This window comes from Erythrobacter sp. NAP1 (assembly GCF_000152865.1).
Taxonomy (GTDB): Bacteria; Pseudomonadota; Alphaproteobacteria; order Sphingomonadales; family Sphingomonadaceae; genus Erythrobacter.
In genome coordinates this window covers 1,745,424-1,771,949 of the sequence record NZ_CH672390.1, presented here as the reverse complement: position 1 = coordinate 1,771,949, position 26,526 = coordinate 1,745,424, and the positions used below count along the sequence as shown (strand labels likewise).

Genomic DNA, 26,526 nt, shown 5'->3' with positions numbered 1-26,526 from the left:
GATGGCTCATCTGAACCATAACCGCTCGAAACTTCTGATCGGCTGCGGCTCCGCTGCAATGGCCATGGGAATGTTGGCGGCGCCGAACCAGGCAAGCGCTCAGGCGATCCAGGCGACAGAGACGATCGTCTCAGGTGATGTCGGGCGCGTGTTCACCGCAACCGGCAGCGAGGTTATCATCCTCGGCACGCCGACTGCGGTGATCGACTGGACTCCTGATCAGGACAACGCTGGAAACGCGCTCGACTTCCTGCCTAACGGCAACGATGTAACCTTCCAGAATGACGGCGATCAACTGCTTGGCGAGTTTGCGGTCCTGAACCGGATTCTGCCGTCCACCAATGGCAACATTGCGGTGATTGACGGCACCGTCATTTCGCAGATTATCGATGGGCAGGGGCTCCCTATCGGTCCTGGCGGCACCGTCGCGTTTTATTCGCCCACAGGTCTCCTGATCGGCGACAATGCCCTTTTCGACGTCGGGAATCTGATTCTGACGACGCTCGACATCGACCTCGCTAGCTTTGACAATTTCGCGCTGAACGGCGGGCAGTTGCAGATGGGTGGCACGCCGACGACCGCCAGAGTCCAGATTAATCCCGGTGCTATAATCACCGCGAGCGCAGAGAATTCCTTCTTTGCTGTTACCGCCGCAGAAATCCAGATGTTCGGCACCTCGGATATCAACGGCAGCCAGGCCTATGTGGCTGGTGAGGCGGTCAACATCACCGTCTCGAACGGCCTGTTCGACATCCAGATTCCGACCGGCACGACTGTCGGAAACGCGATCGTCTTCGATGGTGACGTCGGAGGTCCGTCGAGCACAGGCGTTACCGGCGACAACCACCTGATCTACGCTGTAGCCGCAGCGCAAACCGATCCTATTTCGCTTCTATTCAGCGGAAATCTGGGTTTCCAGCCGGCTGCAAGCGCAGGGATTGTGAATGGTGAGATCATCCTGTCGGCGAACTATGATGTGAGCGGACGGTCTGCCGCTGGTGGTAATGTCAGTGGCAATATCACTCAGCTGTTCGAGAACCGTGCCACTTCTAGCGATGTTGCTGGCAGTGTTTTTCTGACTGACTTTACCGCCAGTAGCAGCATCCTCGCCGTGGCAAATGAAGAGGTGCAGGTCACGGCCTTCAATGGCCCAAGTTCCATCGACGGCAATCTGTTCATGCTTGGCGCCAATTTTTCCGAACTGACAGCCAGCAACGGACAGGACTTCACCATCACCGGTGACGTTCTTGTTACGGCTGATGATCTGGCGCTCGAAGGCGCAGCATTCCAAGATACCTCTTTCATCGATGCGCAAGCCGGCAGTGCCTTCATCGATGCCTTTGGCGGGGGTACCCTTTCAATCGGAGGCAACGTCGAAGTCAGTGCGAGTGCATTTGCTGGGTTTGATGTTGAGTTCCAGCAAGCGGGTTCCGCTACGGGTGGTGACGCCACAGTTGCGTCCACCGACGGAAACTTGTTCATCGCTGGCGAGCTCGATGTCGTCGCTACAGGCGGTATCCTCCCGATCTTTAACGATATTCTTTCCGCAGGCACGCTGACAGGCGGAACCGCTCAGATCTTTGCGACCGGAAATGGGCAGGTTACTATCGATGGTCTCGCCTTCTTAGGCGCGGGCACCTTCTTCACTGCGGACGGCTCACTGACCGACACCTCGACAGGGTCGGACGGCGTCGGCGGTTTGGCTATTCTTCAGTCGCTCGATACGAGTACGATCAATCTGAATGGCGGCGCCCAACTCAGCACTTTCGCGAGCGCAGGTGACTCCAACATCTCCGGACCCGGAGCAAGCGCAACCGCCGGAAGCTCACTCGTATTCATCGGTTCGACTGGGTCGATAAACATCGATGGTGACCTCACGCTGGACGCTAGCGCGCTCGGCGGCTTCAATCAGGCCGGTCAAGGGGGTGAGGCGCGTGGTGGTGGAGCGAACGTCTTCTTCGACCAAGGCGGCACACTGGACATTAGCGGCGACTTCCTTGGCGTCGCGCGCGCCACTGGTGGCTCAGGGGACAGCGGCGGCGACGCTTTCGGCGGCTTCGCGGGCTTACGGGTTGACGTCGGCACGATCACTGTCGGTGGAAACGCAGAGGCCATTGCGATCGGTTCCGGCGGAAGTGCGGTCAATTCGGGCGGCGACGGTGGTCGTGGAGAGGGCGGCAATGCGTTTTTGCAAGCAAGCGGTACGCTCACAGGCACTGCAAGCCTTACTATCTCAGGTAATGCGACCGTCAGCGCCGATGGCGAGGGTGGCAACGGTGGCGACGCGACGTCCGATTCTCCGGCTGGCAACGGCGGAATTGGTCTAGGCGGACAGTTTCTGACGCCCAATCAGGCAAACCCGCAAGCCGTACCTAACAATGGCGCTTTCATCCTTGCAGGTGGTGATAACGGATCAATCTCTGTGGGCGGCATCTCAATTGCACAAGCTGCCGGCACCGGCGGCAATGGAGGCGCTGGAGCTACCTCGCAGGCGGGCGGTCGTGGCGGTGACGCTTTTGGCGGCCTTGCGCAGGTTGGTCTCGCATTCCTGCTCGGCGACGGATCGATCGGCATTGGTTCAGCCAGTTTCGGCGCAATTGAGGTCGACGCCACGGCATTCGGCGGAAACGGCGGCGCGGCAGGACCCAGCTCAACTGCAGGTGACGGCGGAACTGGCCAAGGCGGTGATGCCGTATTCAGCGCGCGCGCAGACACGGCGATCGCAGGCGACGTTTTGCTTCTTTCCGACGCTGATGGCGGCTTTGGCAACATTGGTGGTGATGGCCTGGGAGGCAATTCGGTGCTGTCTGTCAGCGCTGGCGGTTCGGCCACGATTGCTTCGCTGAATGCGATTTCCGACGCTCGCGGGGGCACGGGCACGCTTGCCTCAGGCCTTGGAAGCGGTGGCGGTGCTGCGATAGATGTTTTCGATGTCGGAGAGCTGACCATCAATGGCGACGTTTTGCTCCAAGGCTTCGGGTTCGGCGGAAGCAGCACCACTGGCGAAGGCGGATCGGGCAACGGTGGGGATGCCAATATTCGCGTCGATGGGGAGGGACTCGTCGACGAAGGCAACCTGCTGACCATCAACGGCAATGTCAGGCTGGATTCGACCGGCTTTTCCGGCTCGGGCCTCTCGAGCACGCTGGGGGCCGAAGCCGAAGGCGGCGACTCTCGCATTGAGATCCAGGGCCTCAGCACCGTCTTCATCGACGGTGACATCAACATGCAGGCCGATGGTAATGGCGGCAACAATATCGGGACCGGCAAAGGCGGCACCGGCATTGCAGGCGAATCTGTTACGCTTCTTGAGAACGGTGCGGTTTTCGAGCTTACCGGTGACTATGACACGCTCGCCTTTGCCATGGGCGGTGTCGGCTTCGACGGCGGCGATGCGTTCGCTGGCATGGCCGCATTCATCGTCGAAGGCGGTGCCGAGGCGACTGTCGGTGGCAATCTCTTCGTCAATTCGGACGCACGCGGTGGTGCGGCTATCGGAGCGGGCGGACGAGGGGGCGATGGCCAAGCTGGCCAGGCAAATATCGCAGCGATCGGCACGGAGACGCTTGCTGCGCGCCTGACGATTGGCGGCGAAGCCGGCGCATTCTCGAACGGCTTTGGCGGTGTCGGCGGCAATGGCGATGGCGACACGATCGCGGCCGGTCGCGGCGGTGACGGCTTTGGCGGGAACTTCGACTTCGTTCTGGCTGGCGATGACAACGAGGTCAGCTTTGCCCGCATTGCGGCTGGAAGCGACAATGGTTTCATCACCGTCTCCGGGGCTTCCACGATTGCCGCCGATGGTACTGGCGGTGCTGGAGGCAATGGTGGTCCTGATCAAGCGGGTGGTACCGGCGGTGACGGTCTTGGCGGCGATGCCAACGTCGGCACGGTCTCCTTCCTCGATGCCTCGCCGCTGGTTGGCAACGGTTCGATCCAACTCGGCACGGTTGCTGTAATTTCGAACGGAATTGGCGGCACAGGCGGATTTGGCGGCTCTACGACTGACGCCCGAGGCAATGGCGGCAATGGCACGGGCAATCGCGCACTCGCGTCTACGCGAGGTGGCAGCTTTACCGCTACTGATGTCTTCGCATCAGGCAACGGAACCGGAGGCGAAGGCGGTGTCGGAGGCACCGGCACCGGCGGAGAGCGCGTTGGCGTCTTCACCAACACCACGGATGGCGGCACGATCAATATCGATAGCTTGACTGCCTTTGCTATCGGTCAGGGCGGTTTTGGCTTCAACGGCGATGGCGGCGCCGGGATCGGTGGCCAGAGCTTTATGGGCTTCCAGGGTGGCACTACGAGAGTCACCGGCGATGTTTCAGTGGATTCGACAGGCTTCGGCGGCTCTTCGGCCAACGGAAATGGCGGGGACGGCACTGGCGGGGTCGCTGACCTTGCCGTGTTCACAGCTAGCGCGGGTACTGGTGACATTGCTGGGAATGCGCGAGTTGTTGCTGACGGCTTCGGCGGCGACGGCGGTGTTGATTTCACAGGCGGTGTCGGAACCGGCGGGAGATCTTTCGTACAGGCTCAAGCAGGTGGCACCATCTCGATCGGAAGCCTTCTGGTCGCTGCAAACGGCACTGGTGGGTCTGGCGATGCCACCGCTGGCGGTGCGGGTGTTGGCGGTCTTGCCGAGCTGATCAGCACCGATTCTGGCAGCCAAGTTACTGTTCTCAATGCAAATGAAAACATGGGTGGTAGCTCGGCTAGCTCGATCCTCGGAGCAAATGGCCAAGGCGGCATTGCAACCGGAGGAACAGGCATAGGCGGTACCGGATCGGGCGGTGAATCAATCCTGTCTGCAGTAAACGGGGGTTCGATTAGCCTCTCCTCCGATCCCGCCGCGCCATTTGGCAATGCAATTACGGCACGAGGCTTCGGAGGCGAAGCAAGGGTTGATGGTGGCACGGGTGGTGCCGGTTTCGGCGGCCTCGGCCTCGTCGAAGTCGACGGTGGCACCGTCGATGCAGGGCGGGTATTCCTATCGGTCTTCAGCATCGGGGGGCAGTTGTTCGACAACGGCTTTGACGTGTCGGGGGGAGATGCGACCGGAGGCGTTCGCGATGTAACTGTAACCAATGGCGGCGAACTCACCATAGAATTGTTCGCCGGGACGAGCGGCGGCCAAGGTGGCGCCGGGTCCGGTTCAGGGACCGGCGGTAACGGCTCAGGTGGGAGCGCCTCGCTCTTGGTTGAGAACTCGACGCTCAATCTGGTCGGTCGCAATATCGTGCCGGTTCAGAATGCTGGTGGGACAGGCTCAATTGGCGGTGATGCGACGGGAGGCGAGGCTTCCGTCAATGTCACGGACAGCGTCATCAACTTTGTTGCTAACGCTGATGGCATTGCCGAACTCCTCATCTCAGGCCCCACGACTGGCGGTGCCGGAATTGAGGCAGGAGGAAATGCCACAGGTGCAAATGTAACCGTAGCAATCTCAGGCACCGATATCACGGGTGGCGGTGCGATTCTCGTGAATGCGGATGCAGTCGGCGGATCGGCATCTGATGCAATGATCGGTCAAGGCGGATCAGCCACGGGCGGCACTATCACGGTCGACATCAGTGGTTCTGACTTGCAGTTGGCGACCCAACCGGACACGACCGGCTTTAACTTCGACCCATCCGGTCAGCAGACGCCAATAACCATCCCTGGTACGCTCAATTCCTTCTCGGCAAACGCCATCGGTGGGACGGGCGTGTTTGGCGGTGATGCAACCGGAGGAAACGTAGACCTCACTCTCACCGGGTCGACTGTTTCGATCGCTGGCAGCATGACTCAGGCAGGGCTTCTATCACTAAGCGCCACCGCCACCGGAGGAGCCGGTAATCCCGGCAACGCTAGCAGCGGGACGATCGATCTTAGTCTTGTCGATTCGATCCTGAATGTCGCTGGCCTGATGTTCTCTGCCAACGGAATCGGGGGTGACAGCGGTGATGACGACAACGACCCCACCGCTGACGGCGGTTCGGGCGAGGGCGGTCAGATCGACATCAGCATTGACGGTTCGACGGTGAACCTCACCGGCTCCAGTTCGATCACCGCCGATGGACTTGGCGGCCGCGGTCTTGTCGAAGGTGGCGACGGCGAAGGCGGACGCGTTGATCTCGACATCGTGAATTCTGATGTCGACTTTGGCGCCTCGCTCACGATCAGTGCGGATGGTACTGGCGGTCTTGGAGGAGGCACGGTTGGCTTCTCCAGCGGGGGCAGCGCCAACCTGTTCGTCAGCGGATCGCAAGTGTCAGGCGGAGCACTTTCGCTTTCGGCGAACTCAACCGGCACTGTGCCGATCGATCCCGTGACTGGCGAACCAGTGCTCGACACCGAAGGCGGCGACGTCGGCGGGGGCGATGTTCGCGCAACATTCATTGGTGAGACCAACGCTCAGCTGAGCAGTCTCAATCTCAGCGCTGCCGGCACGACATCGCCGGGCGACGATGCGAATGGCGGTTTCGCTACACTGCAGGTCGGAAGCCAGGAAGTGCCCGGCGCTTCGATCGTCAATGTCGGCAATGTCGATATCGACGTGAACGCGACCGGCGGTTCGATCGATGGCAGCGGAGAGCCAGCCAATGAGGTTGGGCAGTTCACGGTGCGGGTCCTCAATGGCCGACTGGTCACTCAAAACCTTCGCGGAACTGCGCTAGGCGATGCGTTGCCCGGCGAACAGGGCCCGTCGGCACTGATCGCGACTGGCGGCGATATCCAGGTCTCGAATGACCTGTTCATCGATGTGTTCGACAATTTTGAGGTGAGGACCGCCAACAACAGCATCATCGGCGGGCCGAGCGTCTCTTCGCCGAGCGCCGATATCGATATCTTCACCGACGGCACGCTGCGCTTCTTCGGCGATAACGATGATTTCATCAGCTTCGGCGGCGCAACGGTCCTGCTGTCCTCAAACGATATCGAGATCAACGAAGGCTCACGCATTGGCGGGAACAGCTTCAACCTGGTGTCGACGAATGAGGACGCGACTGCGCTTCTTGGTGAGCTTCCGTCGCCTGATCCCTCGGCCACGTTTGGCTACACTTTGAGCCAGGCCGAGGCCGCGCGGATCGATGCGGGAACAGCTTCGTTCACTGCGCCGATAGTCACCGGACAAAGTGGTTCGCTTCCCGACATTTTGATCGGCGACATCACGGTGTTCGGCTCGCTTGAGGAAGGTGTGTCGAGCCTATCGATCTCGACCCCTGGCGCAATCCGCGTCGCCGGGCAGGTCCGAATGATCAGCGCAGCAGCAACCGATCAATTGCGCATCAACGCTGGCGAAACCCTTGAGGTGATCATTCCAACCGGTGGCATAAGCATCACCGGCCCTGATGAAAGCCTGGCCGGATCGCTGAGCTTGTCGTCGCAGACAATTGTCGCTGCAGTCGCCGACCTTGCTGCCCAGATCGCGGAGGACCCTCAATTTGCAGGGCTTGCTGACGCTCTGAACAGCAATGACGGTACGCTTGATGCGGATGGATACATCCGGGCCAATTCGGTTGCGGTTGTCGCCGGTGAGAACATCCTCATCCAGAATACCGGCACCAACGAAGTGCCGGGCGGTATTCTTGTTGGCGATGGTGGTCTGATTATCGGACAACTGACCTCGACGATCACACTGAGCGGGCAGGAGGTGTTCACCTTCTCGGGCACTTTGAGCACTCCTGACGAGGTTCTGTTCTTCGAGTTCACAGTCGCGGATTCGTCGAACGTGACCCTGCGCACCTTCAGCTATGCTGGCGGCACCGCAGGTGATGGAACAGAAGTACCAGCAGGCGGCTTTGACCCGATCCTTGCACTGTTCGGCCCCAACGGCGACCTCATCGGCCAGAACGATGACGGCGACGGGGTACCGGCCGATCCGGTCACCGGCTCGCGTTTCGACACGCTGCTCGAACTGACGGTTCCGCCGGGCGACTACACCGCATCGGTATCGGTCTTCCCGAACTTTGCGGGCGATAACATCAACGATCCGTTCCAAGGCACGGGCGAGACTGACTTTGGCGATCGCACACCGTTCTTCTTTTTTGAAGTACGGGGGGCCGACAGCGTTTCTGGTCCGGGCACCGGCGATCCAATCAACGTCTTTGCTTATGGCAGCCGTGTCACCAGCGATGGCGGACGGATTACCGGCAATGCCTTCTTTGACGAGGTGAACTTCGGCGATCCTCAGACGCTGGCATCGCGCTTTGCCGAGGCGGCGATGTTCAACAATTGCAGCATCCTCAATGGCTGTGATGTTGGTGAAACACCGACGCCGCCACCTCCTCCGCCTCCGCCTCCGCCTCCGCCAATCGAGGAAGCGCCTCCGGTCAACAATCCGGCGGTTGTAGCAGCGCCAATCCAGGCGGCTCAGCCAGTGGTTGTGACTGAGCAGGAAAGCAATGACGAGTTCGGCATCGACTTCCCTGGCTTGTTGGAATCCGAAGAGCTTGAAGAGGAATCAGACATCGAAGATCCGGTCGCATCGGGCGGCGACAGCTCGCTTTACGGTCAGGGTGCTAGTGGCAATGTCCAAGTGGAAGGCAATCCAAATGACTAACAAGCCATTGAAATCACTCCTTTCGATTTGCAGCGCAGTAGCTGTGGGGGCAGCCGCTCTTTGGGCGGTCCCCGGCACCACTCAGACCGCCCAACAGCGTTCGATCAGCCTGCGCGACACCTTTCCCGTAGGCTCGAATGGTTTGTGCGAAGCGCAGATTCAGGCGCCAGAAGCCGGGGCGGGATTGTTCGACCGCAAATACAACGTTCTTTGCCGCGATGCTGCGGCATCGATCGGAACGCTTTGGGTTGTGCGTGGACGGTTGGCCGACGAGGCGGCGACCCGTTTCATCGGACCCGGAGCGAATTGCGTCGAGCGCGAAGCAGCCGAGATGCCGACAGGGCTTACGGATGGCAAACGACTGATCTGTAGCCGCGAGGGCAGCATCATCCGTACCGAACTTCTGGTCGGAGAAGTTGGCAATCGCACTTATGCCGCAACTGGCCTATCGGCCTACGGTACGGCGCTTGAGCTCGGCGTGGCGTCGCTCGCCACCGACCAGATCGTTCCAGGCACGGTCGATATTCCGCTCACACAGACAACGGATTCGCTCGCCTTCATTCGTCAGCAGGCGGAATCCATCACCGCAGATCAGGCGCTTGTCGAAGCCTATCGCCGCGCCAATGCGGGCGAGTTTGCCGAAGCGGCGGAGTTCTTCTCTGCTTCCGCTGAAGTCCTCAGCGGGAACGGCGAAGCCGAGGCGCGACTGAACGAAGGACTGCTCCAATCCAACCTTGGCAATTTTGCCGAGGCTAAGCGCCGGTTTGACCAGACCCGGCCGATTGCGACGACCAGCCCTGTGCTGGCTCGGTTGCTGCGAAATTACGAGGCCATCGACGCGCTCAACCAGGGTGAACCTGGCCGCGCTATCGAAATTCTCAACCGACCTCTCGAAACCGAATTCAGCGATACGAATGCTCTGCGTAGCTTGCAGATCGGGCCAGCAATGGCACGCCGTCTCGCGGCTGAGAGCGAGAGCGTTGGTGGGGCCACATTGTCGCAATCGTTGACCCCGCTTGAGCGTGCTCAATTGCTTGATGGCCAGGCAGACTACCTGCGGGCGACCGGATTGCGCCTTGTCGGCAACAACGCCGCAGCGACCAACAACCTTAACCGTGCCAACACAACGCTTGCTGAAGTGCGCGATGGACGCATTGCGTCGATCGTCTGGCTTCGTGCACAGGTTCTTGGCGAACTGGCCGAACTTGCAGAAGCGTCTGGGCGAGGCGGCGATGCCGAGCTGCTGCATCAGCAGGGCATCTCGTTGCTTTCCTTCGCTTATCCCGATTCTCCCGCGCTCTACAGCGCGCAGGCCCAGCTTGCGGGTTTCTATTCGCGCAACGGTCGTGAAAGCGAAGCCATCGATCTCTATCGCGAAATCGTTTCGGAGGCAGAGGGGCGTCCCGCTCCATCGCTGCGCAGTTATATGTCCAACTACTTCGGACTTCTGCTGGCCGACGGAGCAAGTGCCTCGGCGGCTGATGACATGTTCTCTGCAAGCCAGCTGCTTCTTCGTCCGGGCCTCGCCCAGACACAGGCCGTGCTCGCGCGCGAACTGTCGGGTGGCAGCGACGAGGCATCGCTTCTGTTCCGCCGCAGCGTGAACCTTGGCCGATCGATCCAGCGCCTTAGGGCATCGATTGTCGAGATCGAAGGTGAGGCTCAGGTCAACCCGCAGGCAGCAGGAGTTCTGGCCGAGCGCGAGACCCGCCTTGAGTCGCTACTCGAACAGCAAGCCGAGGTGCTCCAGAAGCTCGCCGAATATCCTCGTTTCCGGGCGGTTTCGAGCGGAGCGATCAACCTTGCGGGTATGCAGGAAATTCTGCGGGACGATGAGGCTTATGTCAAAATGATCGCGCTCGATGAAGAGGCGTTCATGATCTACATCACTCCGGCAGAGGCTCTAGCTTACCGGATTGATGCGACACCGGCCGAGCTTGACGATATTGTGCTAAGGCTGCGTGAGAGTATTGCGATTGCCGAAGGGGGGCAGGTTCTGACCTTGCCGTTTGAACTTGAGACATCGCGCGATCTGTACAAGCGCCTGTTTTCTCCAGTCGCCGATCGCTTGCCCAGCAAAAAACACATCGTATTTGAACCCGATGGCGCCATGCTCAAGCTGCCGATCAACCTGCTCGTCACGGATGATGAAAGCGTTGAACGCTACAATGAGCAGCTTGCCGGACCCGAAGGCGACGAATTCGACTTCCGCGGAGTGGCTTGGCTGGGACGCAATTCCCAGATCTCCACCGCAGTTGCTCCAACCGCATTCCGTGACGTTCGCGCTGCTCCAAGCAGCACCGCAAGCAAGGCGTATCTCGGTCTTGGTGAGAACACGCCGATCAGTGATACGCCCACAGTTTCAACGGGCACGCGATCGGCCCTTGCCGGCGGGGACAATTGTCTGTGGTCAGAAGCCATCTGGTCGAACCCGATTTCATCGGAAGAGTTGTACGATGCTGCCAACCGGTTTGGCGGCGAAGATGCCGCGCGAGCCGATGTGCTGACAAAGGATGTCTTCACCGACACCCGCATCAAGAGCCGCGAGGACCTCGCAGACTATCGTATCCTGCACTTTGCAACGCACGGCCTTGTGACAGCGCCTCAGCCCGAATGTCCACCGCGCCCTGCGCTGCTTACTTCATTCGGAGATGACAACTCTGATGGGCTTTTGACGTTTGCCGAGATTTTCGGCCTCCGCATTGACGCCGATCTTGTGATCCTCTCCGCTTGCGATACCGCCGGCAGCGCAACGGTGGGCGCGACGCTTGAGGCTGGGATTACCTCGGGCGGTGACTTTGCACTCGATGGCTTGGTCCGCGCCTTTGTTGGGGCAGGCGGTCGTACCGTTCTCGCCAGCCACTGGCCGGTGCCCGATGATTTTGATGCGACCAAGCGGCTCATCTCGGGCCTCTTCGAAGGCAACGGCACCGAAACTGCAGAGGCGCTACGTCGCTCGCAGCTGGGGCTAATGGACGATCTCGAAACGTCGCACCCCTTCTATTGGTCGGCCTTTGCGGTCGTTGGCGACGGCTCGGTCCAGGTCACTCGCTAAACGCTTTGGTAAGCGGCACTGATTAGTGGGAATACGCATGGCGCCGGGCTTGCGCGCGCCATGCAATCCGGCTTTGTTGCGCCGTGATATTAGGGGCGGGCAATGACCGAAGAATCCGACACGACGAACAAGCGCGGCGGCTTTATCGCCAAAGGCTGGCGCAGCGTGCGCGAGGCCGGCACTGTTCAACTTGTCTCGACCGTGCTGTTGGTGCTGCTTGCGTTATTCATCGCGCGCTACAGCTGGGTTTTGCCTGGTGGGGAAGAGCCCACTCCAATCACCAACGATGCCGAGCGAGCGCTCTACGACACGCGCGCCTACCTGTCAGCGGACCTCGTTGAGCAGGACGAACGCATCATTCTGGTCGTTTTCAACGATCAGGCGCTGATCAATCTTGAGAAGCGATCCCCCTTGCCGCGCGGTGCAATCGCCGAGGCATTGCGCAACCTTGACGGCATGGGCGCAAAGGCAATCGGGATCGATATTCTGTTCGACCAACCTCAGGCCGAGGACATCGACCTTATCGAAACGCTACGCGGCATGGAAACGCCTACTTCAGTCGCCTACGCTACCGTCGCCACCAACGAGGCTGACATCGCTTTCGAGCAACAGCTGTTTCTCGATGATTTCATGGCAGCAATCGAGGAAGGCGGGACGAACGCAAGACGCGCGAGCATCCGGCTAGACGATGAATTTGGTGCGACCCGCGTCTGGCCCGATATCGTACCGACACTTCCTCCGCTTCTGGGGCGTGCCATGCTCGAAGATGCAGGTGGCCCTTATGAGGCGTTTGAAGGGTATGAAGGTGCGATCGAATATCGCCGTCCACTGCGCGCCGACTTTGAAGGAGGTGAGGGCGAGGTGGCGGCGGATTCGGTTGTCGAAGAGCCATTGTTCCAGTCGCTCTCGATCGAACTGTTCCTCGACATGGATCCGGCAGTCGCCGAGTTCGTGGCTCAACAGATTGAGGGCAAGTATGTCCTGATCGGCGGCGACATTCTTGATTACGACCGCGTGGTGACCTCGCTCTATGCCTGGACCGGTTTCGAGCCTGCCGGATTGTCGGTGCATGGTGAGCTGATCGCTCAGATGCTCGATGGCAAGCGCTTGGCACAAGTCCCCGTCTGGGCGCTGTGGGTGATGGCTATCCTCGTCGTATCCACCGCTGTCCTGACAGCGCTGCTGGAATGGCCTGCGAAGAAACTTGTGCCGCTCCTTTTCGGCCTCGCAGCGTTATTCATAGGCATTCCGTTCGTGTTGCATTTTCAGAATATCGACACCTATGGCCTTCCCGCGGTGGGTTGGCTGGTCGCCTGGATCGTGGCGTTTACGGCTGTGACCGCGGCCGCCAGGTCAGCTGGGGCCGCCCAACGCAGTTTTGCGCAGGGTGCGCTCGGGAAATACATTCCAAAGGATATCGCTCAGCAGATCATCGATGAGCCAGAGCTACTCTCGCTCGGCGGTGAGAAGCGCGAGATTTTCGTCCTGTTCAGCGACCTTGAGGGCTTCACCAAGATGAGCCACGCCATTCAGCCGGAGATGGTCGCGAAATTGCTCAACCGCTATCTCGAGATGCTCAGCAACGTGGTGCTTCAGCACGGCGGTGTGATCGACAAATATGTTGGCGACGCGGTTGTTGCATTCTGGGGCGCGCCTATCGCGAGACCCGATGACGCGCAGCGCGCTCTCGAAGCCGGATATGCGATGTGGAAAGCGGGCGAGGATTTCCGAGCCGAAGTCGCCGCGATGGATCCAAATCTTCCAAAAATCGGCAAGACCCGGGTCGGGTTGCATTTCGGTGAGGCGGTTGTCGGAAACTTCGGCGGAGACATGCGCATTCAATACACCGCGCTTGGCGACTCGATGAACACCGCCGCTCGACTTGAGGCGGCGAACAAGCCTCTGAATTCCAACGTTTCAGCGAGCCGAGAGTTCATCGAGAAATCCAATCCGGATTGGTGGGTCCCGATGGGCCGTATCGTCCTGCGAGGCCGTGCGCAGCCGGTCGATATCTATCACCCGAAGCCCGGGTTCCCGGAAGAGGACCGCCGAAAGCTTGAAGAAGCCGTTCAGGTTTCAGACACTGATCCTGAATTAGCAGCTAAACTTGTTGACGAAGTGCTTGCTGGCCATCCTGACGATTTGGCGCTACAAAACTACAGCAATCGCATTCGAAATTTGAATGATGGGGGAGCATATGTTCTCGGATAAATTTAAGGCCCGCCTTGCGGGTCTCGCGCTTGCGGGCGCGGTACTCTCGGTTCCCGGCGTTGCAAGCGCCGGCGTGGTGGTGAAATCTTCTGGTCCTTCAGCCGGCAGCTACCCGGTGGGGCGCCAGGTCGCTGACAGCGCCACAATTACTTTGCGTGCAGGCGACAAGATCACCGTGCTTACCGATGATGGCACGAAGGTCATGCAGGGACCGGGCACGTTCCGCGTGGGCGAGGGGGCAACCCGCCAGCGAGCGCGCTTTTCAAACCTCACACGCCGTAACGCATCGTCGCGGTCACGCACCGGGGCCGTGCGGAGCGCCGGCGAGGGCAAGCCACGTCGTCCCAACCTGTGGCTTGTCGACGTGACGTCTGAGGGCACGACCTGCCTCTACGATTTTGAGCGCGTGCGTCTGTGGCGCCCGACCGCAGGAGATGCGGCGACCTACACCGTTACCAACGCCACCAGTGCAAATTCGCTCGATGTGACCTTCGCGGGAACCGAAGCCATTCGCGCACTTGATCCGGCAGGGCTTACTCTGTCCAGCGGCGCTTCTTTCACAATCAGCGGTCCGACATCGCCGATGATGGAGGGCGGAGACGCAATGGCGGAAGATCCGGCAGCTGGTCAGCAAGCGGCGTCGACAATCAATGTGTCTTTCGCTCTCATGCCGCAGGACGCGCGCACCGGAATTCAGGTTGCTCAGGCGCTTGCCGAGCGTGGCTGCACCACTCAGCTTGCGCTGCTGGGTGATGTGGCCGAGGCCGAAGCCTCGCGCTAACCAACAGCGGGACGAAGCCTTAATGGGCCCGTCACGATGGAAGGGCTGCGTCCAAGCGCGGCCCTTTCGCGTATTTGGAGTCATGAATGACAAGCCTGTGAAAGTCTGGTTCGACGGCGACTGCCCGCTTTGTCGGCGTGAGATTGCATTTATGCGCAGGCTCGACCGCAAGGACGCCATCCATTTCGTCGATGTTGCTGGCGAAGGTGACCCGTCCTGCCCTGTCGACCAAAGTGAATTGCTTGCGCGATTTCATGCCGAGGAAGATGGAGCGATCGTGAGCGGTGCCGCCGCTTTTGCCGCAATGTGGCGTGCAATCCCTGTTCTGCGACCGCTCGGATTGGTCGCCCGCAACCGGACGGTGCTAGGTATGCTTGAAAGGCTATACAAAGCATTCCTTAAGGTCCGGCCGCGCCTGCAAAAGCTCGCCAGCTGACAGCCGCACGAAAACACTTGCCGCTGCCCACCTGATCGTCTCTCCTGTGCCCAAACAGAATGCGCATGGGAGAGGACGACGCGATGAGCAATTCCGGGCACAATTTCGGCGGAATGCAGAACGAGATCTACAACGCCGGATTACAGGGTATCCTGCCTGATTATCCGGTCGATTTCGCAACATTGGAAGCGCGCGCGCACGAGGCGCTTGGCCCCATGCTCACCAACTATGTTGCCGGGGGATGCGGGGACGAGCATACGCAGGATACCAATGCGAGTGCGTTTCACCATTGGGGCATGGTCCCGCGCATGATGGTCGACTGCACCGAGCGCGACTTGTCGATCAACCTTTTCGGAATGGACCTTCCGACTCCGCTTTTCATGGCTCCGATCGGCCTCAATGGAGAGGCGACGCAGGACCGGCATGGCGACATGGCCGCGGCCCGCGCTTCGGCGATGACGGGCGTTCCCTTTTGCGTCTCGACACTTTCGAATGACCCGATGGAGGACGTCTTCCCGGCATGCGGCGACACCCCTGCGATGTTCCAGCTTTACACTCCGCGCAATCGCGAACTGGCGACGAGCCTAATCCAGCGCGCTGAGAAGTCCGGCGCGAAGGCGATCGTGGTAACGCTCGACACGTGGCTCACCGGTTGGCGACCGCGCGATCTCAATGCCTCCAACTTCCCGCAACTGCGCGGGAAGGTGCTGCACAATTACTTTTCCGATCCGGTCTTCCGCTCGATGTTGGACAAGCCGCCGGAGGAGGATCCGAGGGCAGCGATCATGCTGTTCGCGGGGATTTTCGGACAGGTCCTGACATGGGAGGACATGGAGTTCTTCAAATCGGTGACCGACCTACCGATCGTGCTGAAAGGCATCTGTCATCCGGACGATGCCAAGCGCGGCATCGATCATGGGGCCGATGCGATTTACTGCTCCAACCATGGCGGCCGGCAGGCCAATGGCGGGATTTCGACGATCGATCTGCTGCCCGATGTTGTTGCGGCTTCGGGCGATCTGCCGGTGCTTTTCGACAGCGGAATTCGCTCTGGCACCGATGCGATCAAGGCTATCGCACTTGGCGCGACCGCTGTTGGGGTTGGGCGTCCGTATACTTATGGCTTGGCGATCGGCGGCGACAAAGGCGCTGCCTGGGTCCTTCGTTCGATCCTTGCCGAGGCGGACCTGTTGATGGCGGTGAATGGCTACCCAACTCTCGAAGCGGTCCGGGAAGCCGGGGCCCGGCGCACAGGTTAGTCACCGTTGGTCGCAAATGCCACACTCGCAAGTTATTGCAGCTGCGATAGAATTCAGAGCACTTGACGGGCGAGGCGAAGGAATCTCCGAATCGGTCAAATTCGGACTGAGTTTTCCACAGAACCGTGTTACCTTACGGAAAGACAACAACGCGACTCGGGGACCGCGATACATGGAACGACCGACAATCATCTCGTCGGGCCCAGATACTTTGGGCCGGACCGTCTGCTTCGGAGACGAGCTATCTCGCCGCGCACGTTACGGACGCATTCGTCCTATGCCGCGACGTAGAGGTTGGATGTCGGTTTTCTCACGCCTCGTGGGTCGACGCTAAGCTACCCGCAGCAACAGTACCACGCACGCCGCAAACGCGATTACGGCGCCGATTTGGCGACTGTGACCAACTTGGTTTCCGTATAGCCCAGATAGCCTTCGACGCCGCTTTCCGAACCAAAGCCGCTATCGCCGATTCCGCCGAATGGCGTCTCTGGTGAGCCAACCGCGAAGTGATTGATTGCGACCATGCCAGCGCGCAACGACTTGCCGAGATAATGGCTCTCGTCGAGGCTGGCGGTGAAAGCGTAAGCCGCAAGTCCATAACGCAGCGAGTTCGCAATCCGCACCGCTTCTTCGATGTCATCGTAAGGAACGATACCGGCAACGGGACCGAAAGGCTCCTCGGTCATCAGACGGCTCTCGGGTGATGGAGAGGCGATGATGGTCGGCTCGAAGAAGTGTCCGGGACGATCCAAAGCCGTACCGCCACTGACGATTTCTCCCTGATCGCCGCCCATCGATCCCATCAAATCCTGCATGGCCGCGACGCGTCCTGCATGGGCGAGCGGGCCCATCTCGACACTGTCATCCTGGCTAGCATCGCCAATCTTGAGCTTCTGCGAGCGAGCGGAGAACTCGGCTACAAACTTGTCGTAGATGCCGCGCGCCACGAGGAAGCGCGTGGGCGAAACGCAAACCTGCCCGGCATTGCGGAACTTGGTCGCTGCGCAAGCGGCAACCGTGCGGTCGAAGTCCGCGCTCTCACCGATTACAACAGGCGCATGGCCACCGAGCTCGGGGGTGAAGCGCTTCATCCCCTGGGCTGCCAGTGCGCCCAACTGCTTGCCGACTGCGGTGGAACCGGTGAAGCTTACCTTTCGGGTGATGGGCGAGGCTATCAGGTGTTCGCTGATCATCGCCGGGTCGCCGCAGACGAGGTTGAGCACGCCCTCGGGAAGGCCTGCATCCATGAAGCACTCGGTCAGCATCTGCGCGCAAGCAGGGGTCGTTTCAGCAGGCTTGAGAATCGCGGAACACCCTGCGGCGAGCGCGCCTGCGATCTTCTTGGCAGGCAGGTTGATTGGGAAGTTCCACGGCGTAAGCAGCACTGCCGGGCCGACCGGCTCCTGCGTCACGCGCTGTTCGAGCAAGTTGTGCGAGCGCACCGGCACTAGGCGGCCGCCTTGGCGCTTGGCCTCTTCTCCAAGGAAGTCGATGAGGTCTGCAGCCCCGGTGGTTTCACCCAGGGCCTGAGCATGGGGCTTGCCCATCTCGAGCGTCATGACACGTGCGATACCCTCGGCCCGCTCGCGTAGAAGTTCGGCGGCGCGGCGGATGACGCGAAAGCGCTCGATTGCAGGGGTGTTGCTCCACAGTTGAAACCCAGCATCGGCCGCTGCGAGCGCGGCATCAAGTTGCGCCTTCGAAGCCTTCGGAGCGCTGCCGATCCGCTCTTCGTTTGCAGGGTTCACGATCGGCATTTCGCCATCACCGCCCTCGGCGACCCAGTTTCCGGCGATCAGCATCTTCACTTGAGGGTAGGCGGTCATGCGGTGTCTCCTGCTTGTCTCTTGCGCATCAATGTGGCGAGCAATTGAGTTCGTTTCAATTGAAACATTGTTGCGTCGGCGCTAGGGGGACGCAAGCCCTGAGTCGAGAGGAGAAAGCCATGCTCGTCGGCGTCCCGAAAGAGATCAAGAACCACGAATATCGCGTCGGCCTCACGCCTGAATCCGCGCGCGAGTACATCGCCGCGGGTCACCGCGTCATGCTTGAAAGCGGCGCTGGCACCGGGATCAGCAAGACCGATGACGATTACCGTGCGATTGGCGCCGAGATCGTTGACACCGCCGAAGAGGTATTCGCGAGCGCCGAGATGATCGTGAAGGTCAAGGAGCCGCAGCCGAACGAGTGGGTGCAGCTGCGCGAAGGGCAAATCCTTTTTACCTATCTCCACCTCGCCCCTGACCCCGAGCAGGCAAAGGGCCTGATGGAAAGCGGCGTTTCGGCTGTCGCCTACGAGACCGTCACCGACCGTGACGGAGGCCTCCCGCTGCTTGCTCCGATGAGCGAAGTGGCAGGTCGTCTCTCGATCGAAGCAAGCGCTCATTCGAGCCACGCCAATAATGGCGGTCGCGGCATCCTGATGGGCGGGGTGCCCGGCGTGCTTCCGGCGAAGGTCGTCGTGATCGGCGGCGGCGTTGTCGGAACGCAGGCTGCGCGCATGGCGGTTGGCCTTGGCGCAAACGTCGAGATCCTCGACCGGTCGCTCCCGCGTATTCGCGAGCTTGACGACATGTTTCAGGGCCGTGCCACCACGCGCTATTCGAACGCAGGCACAATCGAAGACGCGATTACCGAAGCCGACGTGGTGGTTGGTGCAGTGCTCATCCCGGGTGCGAGCGCTCCCAAGCTGGTGACGCGCGACATGCTCGGCCTGATGAAGCACCGCGCGGTGCTGGTCGATGTTGCGATTGACCAGGGCGGCTGTTTCGAAACGTCCAAGCCGACGACGCACGATGCGCCGACTTATATGGTCGACGACATCATCCACTATTGCGTTGCCAACATGCCTGGCGCTGTCCCGCATACGTCGAGCTATGCGCTCAACAATGCGACGCTGCCTTTCGGCCTTGCGCTCGCCAACAAGGGTGTTGTGAAGGCTTGCGAGGACGATCCGCATCTGCGCCTCGGCCTCAACGTTCACGAGGGCAAGATCGTGAACGAAGCGGTGGCGGAGAGCCTCGGCTTCTGATCTCTAGCGATTGCGCATTACGCAGGAGTGGGAGGCGATCTCGCTCCTGTGTTGCATGAAAACGAACAGCTATTGTGTGCGTTTCTCGGGTAATTCCGGGGCGTGATCTCTATATCTCAGCTGCCGATGGCGACCTGATCAGGGCGCTCGACATGAGGGTCGAGTAGAAGGGATCAGGCCACTTGAGAGTTTCCCATGCAACAGTTCGATACCCGTCCTCTTGTCCGTCAGGTCAACTACGACGCTGACGTCACCTCGCATGTCGCGCCGCAGTCGAAGAGCGACCATGTCGCCTTCGCTTTCGTGAAGCTGCTGCGCTTCTTCGCCGACACCTTCTTCGCCAGGCGCTATGGCCACCGCGCCGTGGTGCTCGAGACCGTCGCTGCCGTGCCCGGAATGGTCGGCGGCCTGCTTCAGCACCTTCGCGCGCTTCGCCGAATGCGCGATGACGAGGGCTGGATCCGCACTCTTCTCGACGAGGCCGAGAATGAGCGCATGCACCTCATGACCTTCATCGAAATCGCCAAGCCCAATGCGTTTGAGCGGTTCCTGATCCTCTCGGTCCAGCTGGTGTTCTACAACTTCTATTTCTTCCTCTACCTGCTCGCCCCGCGCACCGCGCACCGGGTGGTTGGTTACTTCGAGGAGGAGGCCGTGATCAGCTACACCGCGTACCTCAAGGAGGTCGAATCAGGTCGCCATGAGAACGTGCCTGCGCCGCAGATCGCGATCGACTATTGGCAGCTTCACAGCGATGCGCGCCTGAGCGATGTCATCATCGCCGTGCGCGCTGACGAGGCGGAGCACCGCGACGTCAACCACTGCTTCGTCGACCGCATAGACGAGCGCCGCGATGGCACGCGTGCCAAGCGGCGCAAGCTGGGCGAGGCTTAAGCCTGCACCACGGCCTGTTCGATCGAGCCGAAGATTGAGTGGTTCTCGCCATCGCGCATTTCGATCTTCACCGTGTCGCCAGGAGCCATGAAGCGGGTGCTCGGCTCGCCGTCGCGGATTGTTTCGATCATGCGGATCTCGGCGATGCACGAATAGCCAAGGCCGCCATCGGCGACCGGCTTGCCCGGACCGCCGTCGGCGCCCTTGTTACTGATCGTGCCCGATCCGATGATCGAGCCTGCGCATAGCGATCGGGTCTTGGCCGCGTGTGCGACCAACTGGGCCATGTTGAAGGTCGCGTCCTTACCTACCTCGGCGCGGCCGAACGGCTCGCCATTGTAGTCGACCATCAGCGGCAGGTGGATGAGACTGTCCTTCCACGCATCGCCAAGCTCGTCGGGCGTAACCGCGACCGGTGAGAAGGCACTCGCAGGCTTGGACTGGAAGAACCCGAAGCCCTTGGCAAGCTCGCCGGGGATCAGGCCGCGCAGGCTCACGTCGTTCACCAGCATGATGAGCTTGATATGGCCTGCCGCATCTTCGGAGCTCACGCCCATCGGCACGTCGTCTACGACGACGGCGACTTCGCCCTCCATGTCGCAGCCCCATTTGGTATCGCCCAGCGGGATGTCGGCGCGCGGGGGCAGGAAGCCGTCGCTGCCGCCCTGATACATCAGCGGATCGTGATAGAAGCTCTCCGGCACTTCGGCATCGCGCGCCTTTCGCACCAGTTCCACGTGGTTGATGTAGGCCGATCCGTCTGCCCACTGATAGGCGCGCGGAAGCGGCGAGTGGGCCTGCCTCTCATGGAAGCGCTCGCACGGCACGGCCTCGTGTTCGACATCGCGCGCCAGCACCTCGAGTTCCGGCGCAACCCGCGCCCAGTTGTCGAGCGCTGCCTGCATAGTCGGAGCGATGTAGCCTGCGGCACAGCAGCGAGTGAGGTCCTTGGATACGACGACCAGTTTGCCGTCGCGTGTTCCGTCATTAAGCGTTGCGAGTTTCATGTCAGGCCTTCTCGGGATTGTCTGGTTGGTTGTCCGGGTGAGCGCGCTGGAAGGCGGGCAGGGCAAGGCATGCCGCTTCGATCCGCGCGATATGTGGGTGAGCGTCGATGTCGTAGGCGAAACGCCGCGCGTTGTAGCATTGCGGCAGCAGTACCACTTCGAACAGGCCGGGCGCTTCCATCACGAAGTCGCCCGCATCAAGCTGCGCCAGCCGCTGCTCCACCGGCGTCAGTCGCACGCCGCACCAGTGGCGATACCACTCGTCGATCTCGTTTTGCGAATGGCCAAGCTCGTTCTTCATATACTTGAGCGTCGAGAGGTTGAGCGGTGCATGCAACTCGGTCGCGATGGCGTAGGCGAGCTCGCGCACGGTGTAGCGATCCTCCAGTCCCTCTGGCAGCAGCGGGTTTGCCGGATAGGCTTCGTCCAGCCATTCGAGCATGGCCATCGACTGCGCCCGGTCGCGGCCATCGGCTTCCAGCATGGGCACGGTCGCAAAGGGGTTGCGGCTGGTGAAGGTCTCTTCCTTCTGTGCCATCTTGAGCAGGTTGACCGGCGCGCTCTCGTAATCAAGACCCTTGAGCTCAAGCGCGATCCGCAACCGGTAGCTCGTCGAGCTTCGGTAGTAGCCAAACAGCCTCATGAGGCAGCTCCTGCACCAAGAAGTGGACCGCATGTTACACGGTCCAGGGCAAAAACTGCGCCAGCGTTTTCAGGCACTTGGCAGGTTACTTGCGAACGTATCGCAAAAGGGCCGGTGCGCGTTTTCACCCGACCTGCATAGCGATTACAAGCCATGTAGGACAGCGTTCCGTTTTGCTCTCCGGAGTGCACCAACGCAGCGATCAAAACGCCGCGATGCCGGTGATGCCGCGGCCAAGAATCAGCGCGTGGACATCGTGCGTGCCCTCGTAGGTGTTGACCGTCTCGAGGTTCACTGCGTGGCGGATGACCTGATATTCCTCGCTGATACCGTTGCCGCCATGCATGTCGCGCGCGGTGCGAGCGATGTCGAGCGCCTTGCCGACATTGTTGCGCTTAACGATCGAGATCATGTCGGGGCTGAAACGGTTTTCATCCATCAGGCGACCGACGCGCAAAGATGCCTGCAGGCCAAGTGCGATGTCGGTCAGCATGTCGGCGAGCTTCTTTTGATACAGCTGAGTGCCGGCAAGCGGGCGACCGAATTGCCTGCGGTCGAGGCCATACTGCCGTGCGGCGTGCATGCAGAATTCTGCTGCTCCCATCGCCCCCCAGCTGATGCCGTAGCGCGCACGGTTGAGGCAGCCGAACGGACCTTTCAGACCCTGAACATTGGGAAGCAGCGCATCGGCTGGCAGCTTCACCTCATCCATCATGATCATGCCGGTGGGCGAGGCGCGAAGCGAAATCTTGCCTTCGATCTTGGGCGCGGAAAGCCCTTTCATGCCCTTTTCAAGGATGAAGCCGCGGATCGCTCCATCATGCGCTTCGGACTTGGCCCAGACGACAAAGACGTCTGCAAACGGCGCATTTGAGATCCAGGTCTTCGAACCCGAGATCACGAAGCCGTCGCCGTCCATCTTGGCGTAGGTTTTCATGCCAGCCGGGTCGGAACCTGCATCGGGTTCGGTGAGGCCGAAGCAGCCGATAAGCTCGCCGCTCGCAAGGCCGGGCAGGTACTTCTCACGCTGTTCCTGCGAGCCATAGGCGTAGATCGGGTGCATCACGAGGCTGGATTGAACGCTTGCCATTGAGCGATAGCCGCTGTCTACGCGCTCGATCTCGCGCGCGATCAGGCCGTAGGAAACATAGCCGGCGCCGGCACCCCCGAGTTCTTCAGGGATGGTCGCGCCAAGCAGGCCAGCCTGGCCCATAAGCGGGAAGAGTTCAGGTGCGCTTGCCTCGTTGCGGAACGCTTCGATCACGCGCGGCTGAAGCTCGCTCTGTGCAAAACCGCGTGCGGCGTCGCGGATCATCCGCTCGTCTTCGGTCAGCTGGCTTTCGAGATCGAACGGGTCTTCCCAGTTGAACGGGACTATCCCGGCGCTTGCGAGTTCGGGGGAAGGGGGGGCGTGCATCTGGTTGCTCCTGAAACTTGTTGCCCGTCTCTCGCAGGACTCGTGGCGGCCTGCAAGGGGCGGGACAATCGCTTCGGGAGCTTACGCTTCGCTTGGACGAAATTCCAGCGCTTCGCTGATTGTGCTCAGCATCGCGGAGGGCGGGCAAGGCTTGGCGAGCGGGAAGGAGTTCGGGAATTGCTCGGCGACATCGTTAACGCGGCGGCTGCCCGTGTAAAACACGACCGGCACGTCTTCTTCCATCAGGGTCCGGGCGAGCTCGAGCGCGTTGCCATCCTGCAATTCGATGTCGAAAATTGCGAGGTCGGGTTTTTCTTTCTGATAGGCAAGCATGGCCGATGAGACACCGGCATGCGGTCCATCGACCTCGAACCCCGCTTCTTCAACGGTGTCGATCAGATCGAAAGCGACGATCATTTCGTCTTCGGCAACGAGAATTTTCTGAGCCACGAATCAGTCCTCTGTTAGCGTCCTGATCCCTCGGTAAGTTGCATAACACAATTTTTGCGCGAACCCCAACACGCACGCTCAGAAAGTTGCCATAGAACGGCGTTTAGCCTTTGTTTCTACCGCGTTTGGCCGAACTTAGAGGTGAAACCGCTCTCGTCCTTGGCGCTCAGGAGCTTGGCTTGTTCGACCCACTGATCGCGAGTGATGCGGCCAGAAAAACGGCCCAGTCCTGCATCGATTCGCGCAATGTCTTCGTCGCTCCAAGCCGCGATCTGGTCGAAACGGGTGATGCCCTGTTCAGCAAGGATGGTGCGCAGCTTGGGGCCAAGGCCTTTGATGCGGGTGAGATCGTCTGCCTCGGCTTCAGCTTCGGGGGCAGGGGTAGGGGCGGGAGCCGGGGTCGGGATGGCATCTGCGGGCTGCTCTGCTTCCCAGTGATCGGGGCGCGGTGGCACGGGATCGCCAACGGTCGGGGCGACCGAAACGCCAGCCTCGGCGTCCGCGGTTTCACCAGCCGCTGCGATTTTATCGGAATTTGCGTTCGCGCTGGTCTGCCCGAAGTCCTGTTTGACCGCCGTCGGCGCATCGATCAGCGCGTGGTTGCGCGCCGCACGTTCAGCGCCTTCGTCGAGCACGTCCTTGCCGCTCTTGCCATCATCGACAATCGTCGTCTTCCGGTTGGCTCGCAGCCATAGCCAGATCGCGAGCGCCACGAAGACGACCGCAATCGCGATCATGATGGCAGCCTGGGTGTATTGTGGCGACATGCAAAGCTCCTCGAAAAAGGCGAATTCGGAAAGGGTTGGCAGCCCCTTAGCAGCGCGAGCGGGTTAGCCCAAGACGGTTGGCCCGGCGCCAGACGCGAAAACGGCCGGAGCCACACTCGCCAGGTGGCTCCAGCCGTGCGCCTGACGCCGCGCTATCCCTAACCGTGTAGCGCGGCGCCTTGGGGTCCGGTGTATTCAGCCGCCCCCGCGAGCGGCGCCTGCAATGGCATTGAGTTCAAGGAACTCCTGCCGGATGAAGTTGCTCTGCCGTCCGGCAAGCGCTTCGATGTCATCGTGGTCGAAGCCCATCATAAGGTCGTCTCCGCGAAGGATCTGCCCATAGGCGGCGACCGCTGCGGCGAAGGCGAAGTCGCCCGAGGGTGCACCTGCTTCGAGAAACGCATCGCTCATCACGACCGTGTCGATCAGGCGCGAGGTGTCGCCATCGGGAAGCTTGAAGCGCAATTTGACGTGCGCTGCCTCTGCCATGCGGCGGGTGGCTTCGGCATCGACTGCATCCTCATAGCGGCGCGGCTTGATCCAGCCATCGCTGCCAGTTGGGACTACCTCATAGATCGCGGTGACCTGGTGGCCGGCACCAATATCGCCCGCATCGACCGCGTCATTGTCGAAGTCCTGCTCGCGCAGCACGCGGTTTTCGTAGCCGACAAGGCGGTACTGGCTGATGACGGCTGGGTTGAATTCGACCTGGATCTTCACGTCCTTGGCGATGGTGAAGAGCGTCGAGCTCATTTCGTCGCTCAGCACCTTTTTCGCTTCGAGAGCGCTGTCGATGTAGGCGTAATTGCCGTTACCCTTGTTGGCGATCTGCTCCATCATCGCTTCGTTGAAGTTGCCCGTGCCAAACCCGAGCGTGGTCAAGGTTATCCCGCGGTCTCGGTTCTTCTCGACCATCTCGACGAGCGCATCGCGGTCCGACACGCCGACATTGAAGTCGCCGTCGGTGGCAAGGATCACGCGGTTGACACCGCCTTCGATGAAGTTGTCCTCGGCGATGTTGTAAGCGAGCTGGATGCCTGCTCCCCCGGCGGTCGACCCGCCTGCAGAAAGCGACATGAGCGCTGCGCGGATTTTCGCCGTGTCGTTGGTGGGTTCGAGCACCAGGCCAGCGGCTCCAGCATAGACCACGATCGAGACACGGTCCTGCTCGCCCAGTTCACCTGCAAGGCCGGAGAGCGCGGTCTGGACAAGCGGCAGCTTGTCAGGGCTGCCCATCGAACCCGAGACATCCATCAGGAATACGAGGTTCGCAGGTGGGCGCTCGTCACGCTCGATATCGTAGCCGCGAAGGCCGATCCGCATGAGGTAGGTGTCCTCGTTCCACGGCGTCTTCGCGACATCGATGTTGGTGGTGAAAGGCACGTCGCGCGTCGTTGGCCGTGCGTAATCGTAGCGGAAATAGTTGATCATCTCCTCGGTCCGCACAGCATCGCGCGGTGGAGTGACCCCTTGCCGCAGGAAACGGCGGGTGTTGGCGTACGCGCCGGTGTCGACATCGACGCTGAAGGTGGAGACCGGCTCGGCGCTCACCAGCTTGACCGGCGAGACCTCTTCGCCGTCATAGCGTTCGCGGCCCGGATCGACCGGCACAACCACTGGCGGGATCGAGTAGCCTCGCGGTGCGGAGGCCACTTCGGCTGAGACCGCGCCGGTTCTGCTCCTGCTTGGTGCACCGGCCCGGCGCGAAGCGGTGACGACCACCGTGTTGTCAGCCAAGGCCTGCGACGGCGGAGGCGGTGGTGGTGGAGGGGGCGGTGGCGGAGGCGGAGGTGCCTTCGTTCCCGACGTCGGCGCTGGCGACCCGGTTACGACGATCTGCTCACTTGGCTGCGCGCAGCTTGCAACGAAAAGGCCGAGCGCTGCTGCACCGACCAGCTTGAGGTGGAAATGCTTAAAAGGACCCATTGCTTACTCCCCTCGACTTACCCGTTCGAAAGGTCAGCCTCGGGGCGTGAATAACGACTGAACGTGCTGTCAGGACGATGAAATGTTTTGGCGCAACTGGC

The 26,526-nt window shown here is 60.8% G+C and carries 15 protein-coding genes; 8 read left to right on the top strand and 7 right to left on the bottom strand.

Annotated elements, in window-relative coordinates:
- Position 1: 1 nt before the first annotated feature.
- The 6 genes from NAP1_RS08465 (at position 2) to NAP1_RS08440 (ending at position 16,290) form a co-directional block, all read left to right on the top strand.
- Positions 2–8,548 carry a hypothetical protein gene (locus NAP1_RS08465; RefSeq protein ID WP_007164858.1) on the top strand — a complete coding sequence of 2,849 codons (8,547 nt, stop codon included), beginning with the start codon at positions 2–4 and terminating at the stop codon, positions 8,546–8,548.
- Positions 8,541–11,603, top strand: coding sequence for a CHAT domain-containing protein (locus NAP1_RS08460; protein WP_083776330.1), 3,063 nt, complete (start codon positions 8,541–8,543; stop codon positions 11,601–11,603). The genes NAP1_RS08465 and NAP1_RS08460 overlap by 8 nt, the downstream gene beginning before the upstream one ends.
- A 102-nt stretch (positions 11,604–11,705) precedes the next feature.
- Entirely contained in the window at positions 11,706–13,814 is a 2,109-nt protein-coding gene (locus tag NAP1_RS08455) for an adenylate/guanylate cyclase domain-containing protein (protein WP_007164856.1), read from the top strand.
- The gene (locus NAP1_RS08450; protein ID WP_007164855.1) at positions 13,801–14,595 is read left to right on the top strand and encodes a hypothetical protein; all 795 of its coding nucleotides are present in this window, start codon (positions 13,801–13,803) and stop codon (positions 14,593–14,595) included. Before NAP1_RS08455 ends, NAP1_RS08450 begins: the two co-directional genes overlap by 14 nt.
- Before the next feature lie 82 nt (positions 14,596–14,677).
- Positions 14,678–15,031 carry a thiol-disulfide oxidoreductase DCC family protein gene (locus NAP1_RS08445; RefSeq protein WP_007164854.1) on the top strand — a complete coding sequence of 118 codons (354 nt, stop codon included), beginning with the start codon at positions 14,678–14,680 and terminating at the stop codon, positions 15,029–15,031.
- A gap of 59 nt (positions 15,032–15,090) precedes the next feature.
- Positions 15,091–16,290 (top strand): alpha-hydroxy-acid oxidizing protein, encoded by a 1,200-nt coding sequence (locus NAP1_RS08440; protein WP_007164853.1) that lies wholly within the window; start codon positions 15,091–15,093, stop codon positions 16,288–16,290.
- A 374-nt stretch (positions 16,291–16,664) separates the two neighbouring features.
- Here the strand turns inward: NAP1_RS08440 and NAP1_RS08435 are convergent, their stop codons facing one another.
- Positions 16,665–18,116 carry an NAD-dependent succinate-semialdehyde dehydrogenase gene (locus NAP1_RS08435; protein WP_007164852.1) on the bottom strand — a complete coding sequence of 484 codons (1,452 nt, stop codon included), beginning with the start codon at positions 18,114–18,116 and terminating at the stop codon, positions 16,665–16,667.
- A 119-nt stretch (positions 18,117–18,235) separates the two neighbouring features.
- On the opposite strand from NAP1_RS08435, the gene ald reads away from it, so the two are divergent.
- Positions 18,236–19,321 (top strand): alanine dehydrogenase, encoded by a 1,086-nt coding sequence (gene ald, locus NAP1_RS08430; protein ID WP_007164851.1) that lies wholly within the window; start codon positions 18,236–18,238, stop codon positions 19,319–19,321.
- 195 nt (positions 19,322–19,516) lie between these two features.
- Positions 19,517–20,215, top strand: coding sequence for an alternative oxidase (locus NAP1_RS08425; RefSeq protein WP_007164850.1), 699 nt, complete (start codon positions 19,517–19,519; stop codon positions 20,213–20,215).
- Here the strand turns inward: NAP1_RS08425 and NAP1_RS08420 are convergent.
- From NAP1_RS08420 to NAP1_RS08395, 6 genes are all read right to left on the bottom strand, one after another.
- The gene (locus tag NAP1_RS08420; protein ID WP_007164849.1) at positions 20,212–21,222 is read right to left on the bottom strand and encodes a fumarylacetoacetate hydrolase family protein; all 1,011 of its coding nucleotides are present in this window, start codon (positions 21,220–21,222) and stop codon (positions 20,212–20,214) included. The genes NAP1_RS08425 and NAP1_RS08420 overlap by 4 nt on opposite strands.
- A gap of 1 nt (position 21,223) precedes the next feature.
- Positions 21,224–21,865 (bottom strand): maleylacetoacetate isomerase, encoded by a 642-nt coding sequence (gene maiA / locus NAP1_RS08415; protein WP_007164848.1) that lies wholly within the window; start codon positions 21,863–21,865, stop codon positions 21,224–21,226.
- Positions 21,866–22,067: 202 nt separating this feature from the next.
- Entirely contained in the window at positions 22,068–23,282 is a 1,215-nt protein-coding gene (locus NAP1_RS08410) for an acyl-CoA dehydrogenase (protein ID WP_007164847.1), read from the bottom strand.
- Between the two features lie 81 nt (positions 23,283–23,363).
- Complete coding sequence (locus NAP1_RS08405; RefSeq protein ID WP_007164846.1) at positions 23,364–23,732, bottom strand: response regulator; 369 nt, start codon at positions 23,730–23,732, stop codon at positions 23,364–23,366.
- A gap of 116 nt (positions 23,733–23,848) precedes the next feature.
- The gene (locus tag NAP1_RS08400) at positions 23,849–24,499 is read right to left on the bottom strand and encodes a helix-hairpin-helix domain-containing protein (RefSeq protein ID WP_007164845.1); all 651 of its coding nucleotides are present in this window, start codon (positions 24,497–24,499) and stop codon (positions 23,849–23,851) included.
- A 195-nt stretch (positions 24,500–24,694) separates the two neighbouring features.
- Positions 24,695–26,425: a VWA domain-containing protein gene (locus tag NAP1_RS08395; protein ID WP_007164844.1), complete on the bottom strand. Its 1,731-nt coding sequence runs from the start codon at positions 26,423–26,425 to the stop codon at positions 24,695–24,697.
- Between the last annotated feature and the right edge of the window lie 101 nt (positions 26,426–26,526).

Excerpts from the sequence above, each read along its gene's own strand:
- NAP1_RS08465 (WP_007164858.1), top strand. The coding sequence starts at position 2 with ATGGCTCATCTGAACCATAACCGCTCGAAACTTCTGATCGGCTGCGGC.
- NAP1_RS08460 (WP_083776330.1), top strand. The coding sequence starts at position 8,541 with ATGACTAACAAGCCATTGAAATCACTCCTTTCGATTTGCAGCGCAGTA.
- NAP1_RS08455 (WP_007164856.1), top strand. The coding sequence starts at position 11,706 with ATGACCGAAGAATCCGACACGACGAACAAGCGCGGCGGCTTTATCGCC.
- NAP1_RS08450 (WP_007164855.1), top strand. The coding sequence starts at position 13,801 with ATGTTCTCGGATAAATTTAAGGCCCGCCTTGCGGGTCTCGCGCTTGCG.
- NAP1_RS08445 (WP_007164854.1), top strand. The coding sequence starts at position 14,678 with ATGAATGACAAGCCTGTGAAAGTCTGGTTCGACGGCGACTGCCCGCTT.
- NAP1_RS08440 (WP_007164853.1), top strand. The coding sequence starts at position 15,091 with ATGCGCATGGGAGAGGACGACGCGATGAGCAATTCCGGGCACAATTTC.
- NAP1_RS08435 (WP_007164852.1), bottom strand. The coding sequence starts at position 18,116 with ATGACCGCCTACCCTCAAGTGAAGATGCTGATCGCCGGAAACTGGGTC.
- ald (WP_007164851.1), top strand. The coding sequence starts at position 18,236 with ATGCTCGTCGGCGTCCCGAAAGAGATCAAGAACCACGAATATCGCGTC.
- NAP1_RS08425 (WP_007164850.1), top strand. The coding sequence starts at position 19,517 with ATGCAACAGTTCGATACCCGTCCTCTTGTCCGTCAGGTCAACTACGAC.
- NAP1_RS08420 (WP_007164849.1), bottom strand. The coding sequence starts at position 21,222 with ATGAAACTCGCAACGCTTAATGACGGAACACGCGACGGCAAACTGGTC.
- maiA (WP_007164848.1), bottom strand. The coding sequence starts at position 21,865 with ATGAGGCTGTTTGGCTACTACCGAAGCTCGACGAGCTACCGGTTGCGG.
- NAP1_RS08410 (WP_007164847.1), bottom strand. The coding sequence starts at position 23,282 with ATGCACGCCCCCCCTTCCCCCGAACTCGCAAGCGCCGGGATAGTCCCG.
- NAP1_RS08400 (WP_007164845.1), bottom strand. The coding sequence starts at position 24,499 with ATGTCGCCACAATACACCCAGGCTGCCATCATGATCGCGATTGCGGTC.
- NAP1_RS08395 (WP_007164844.1), bottom strand. The coding sequence starts at position 26,425 with ATGGGTCCTTTTAAGCATTTCCACCTCAAGCTGGTCGGTGCAGCAGCG.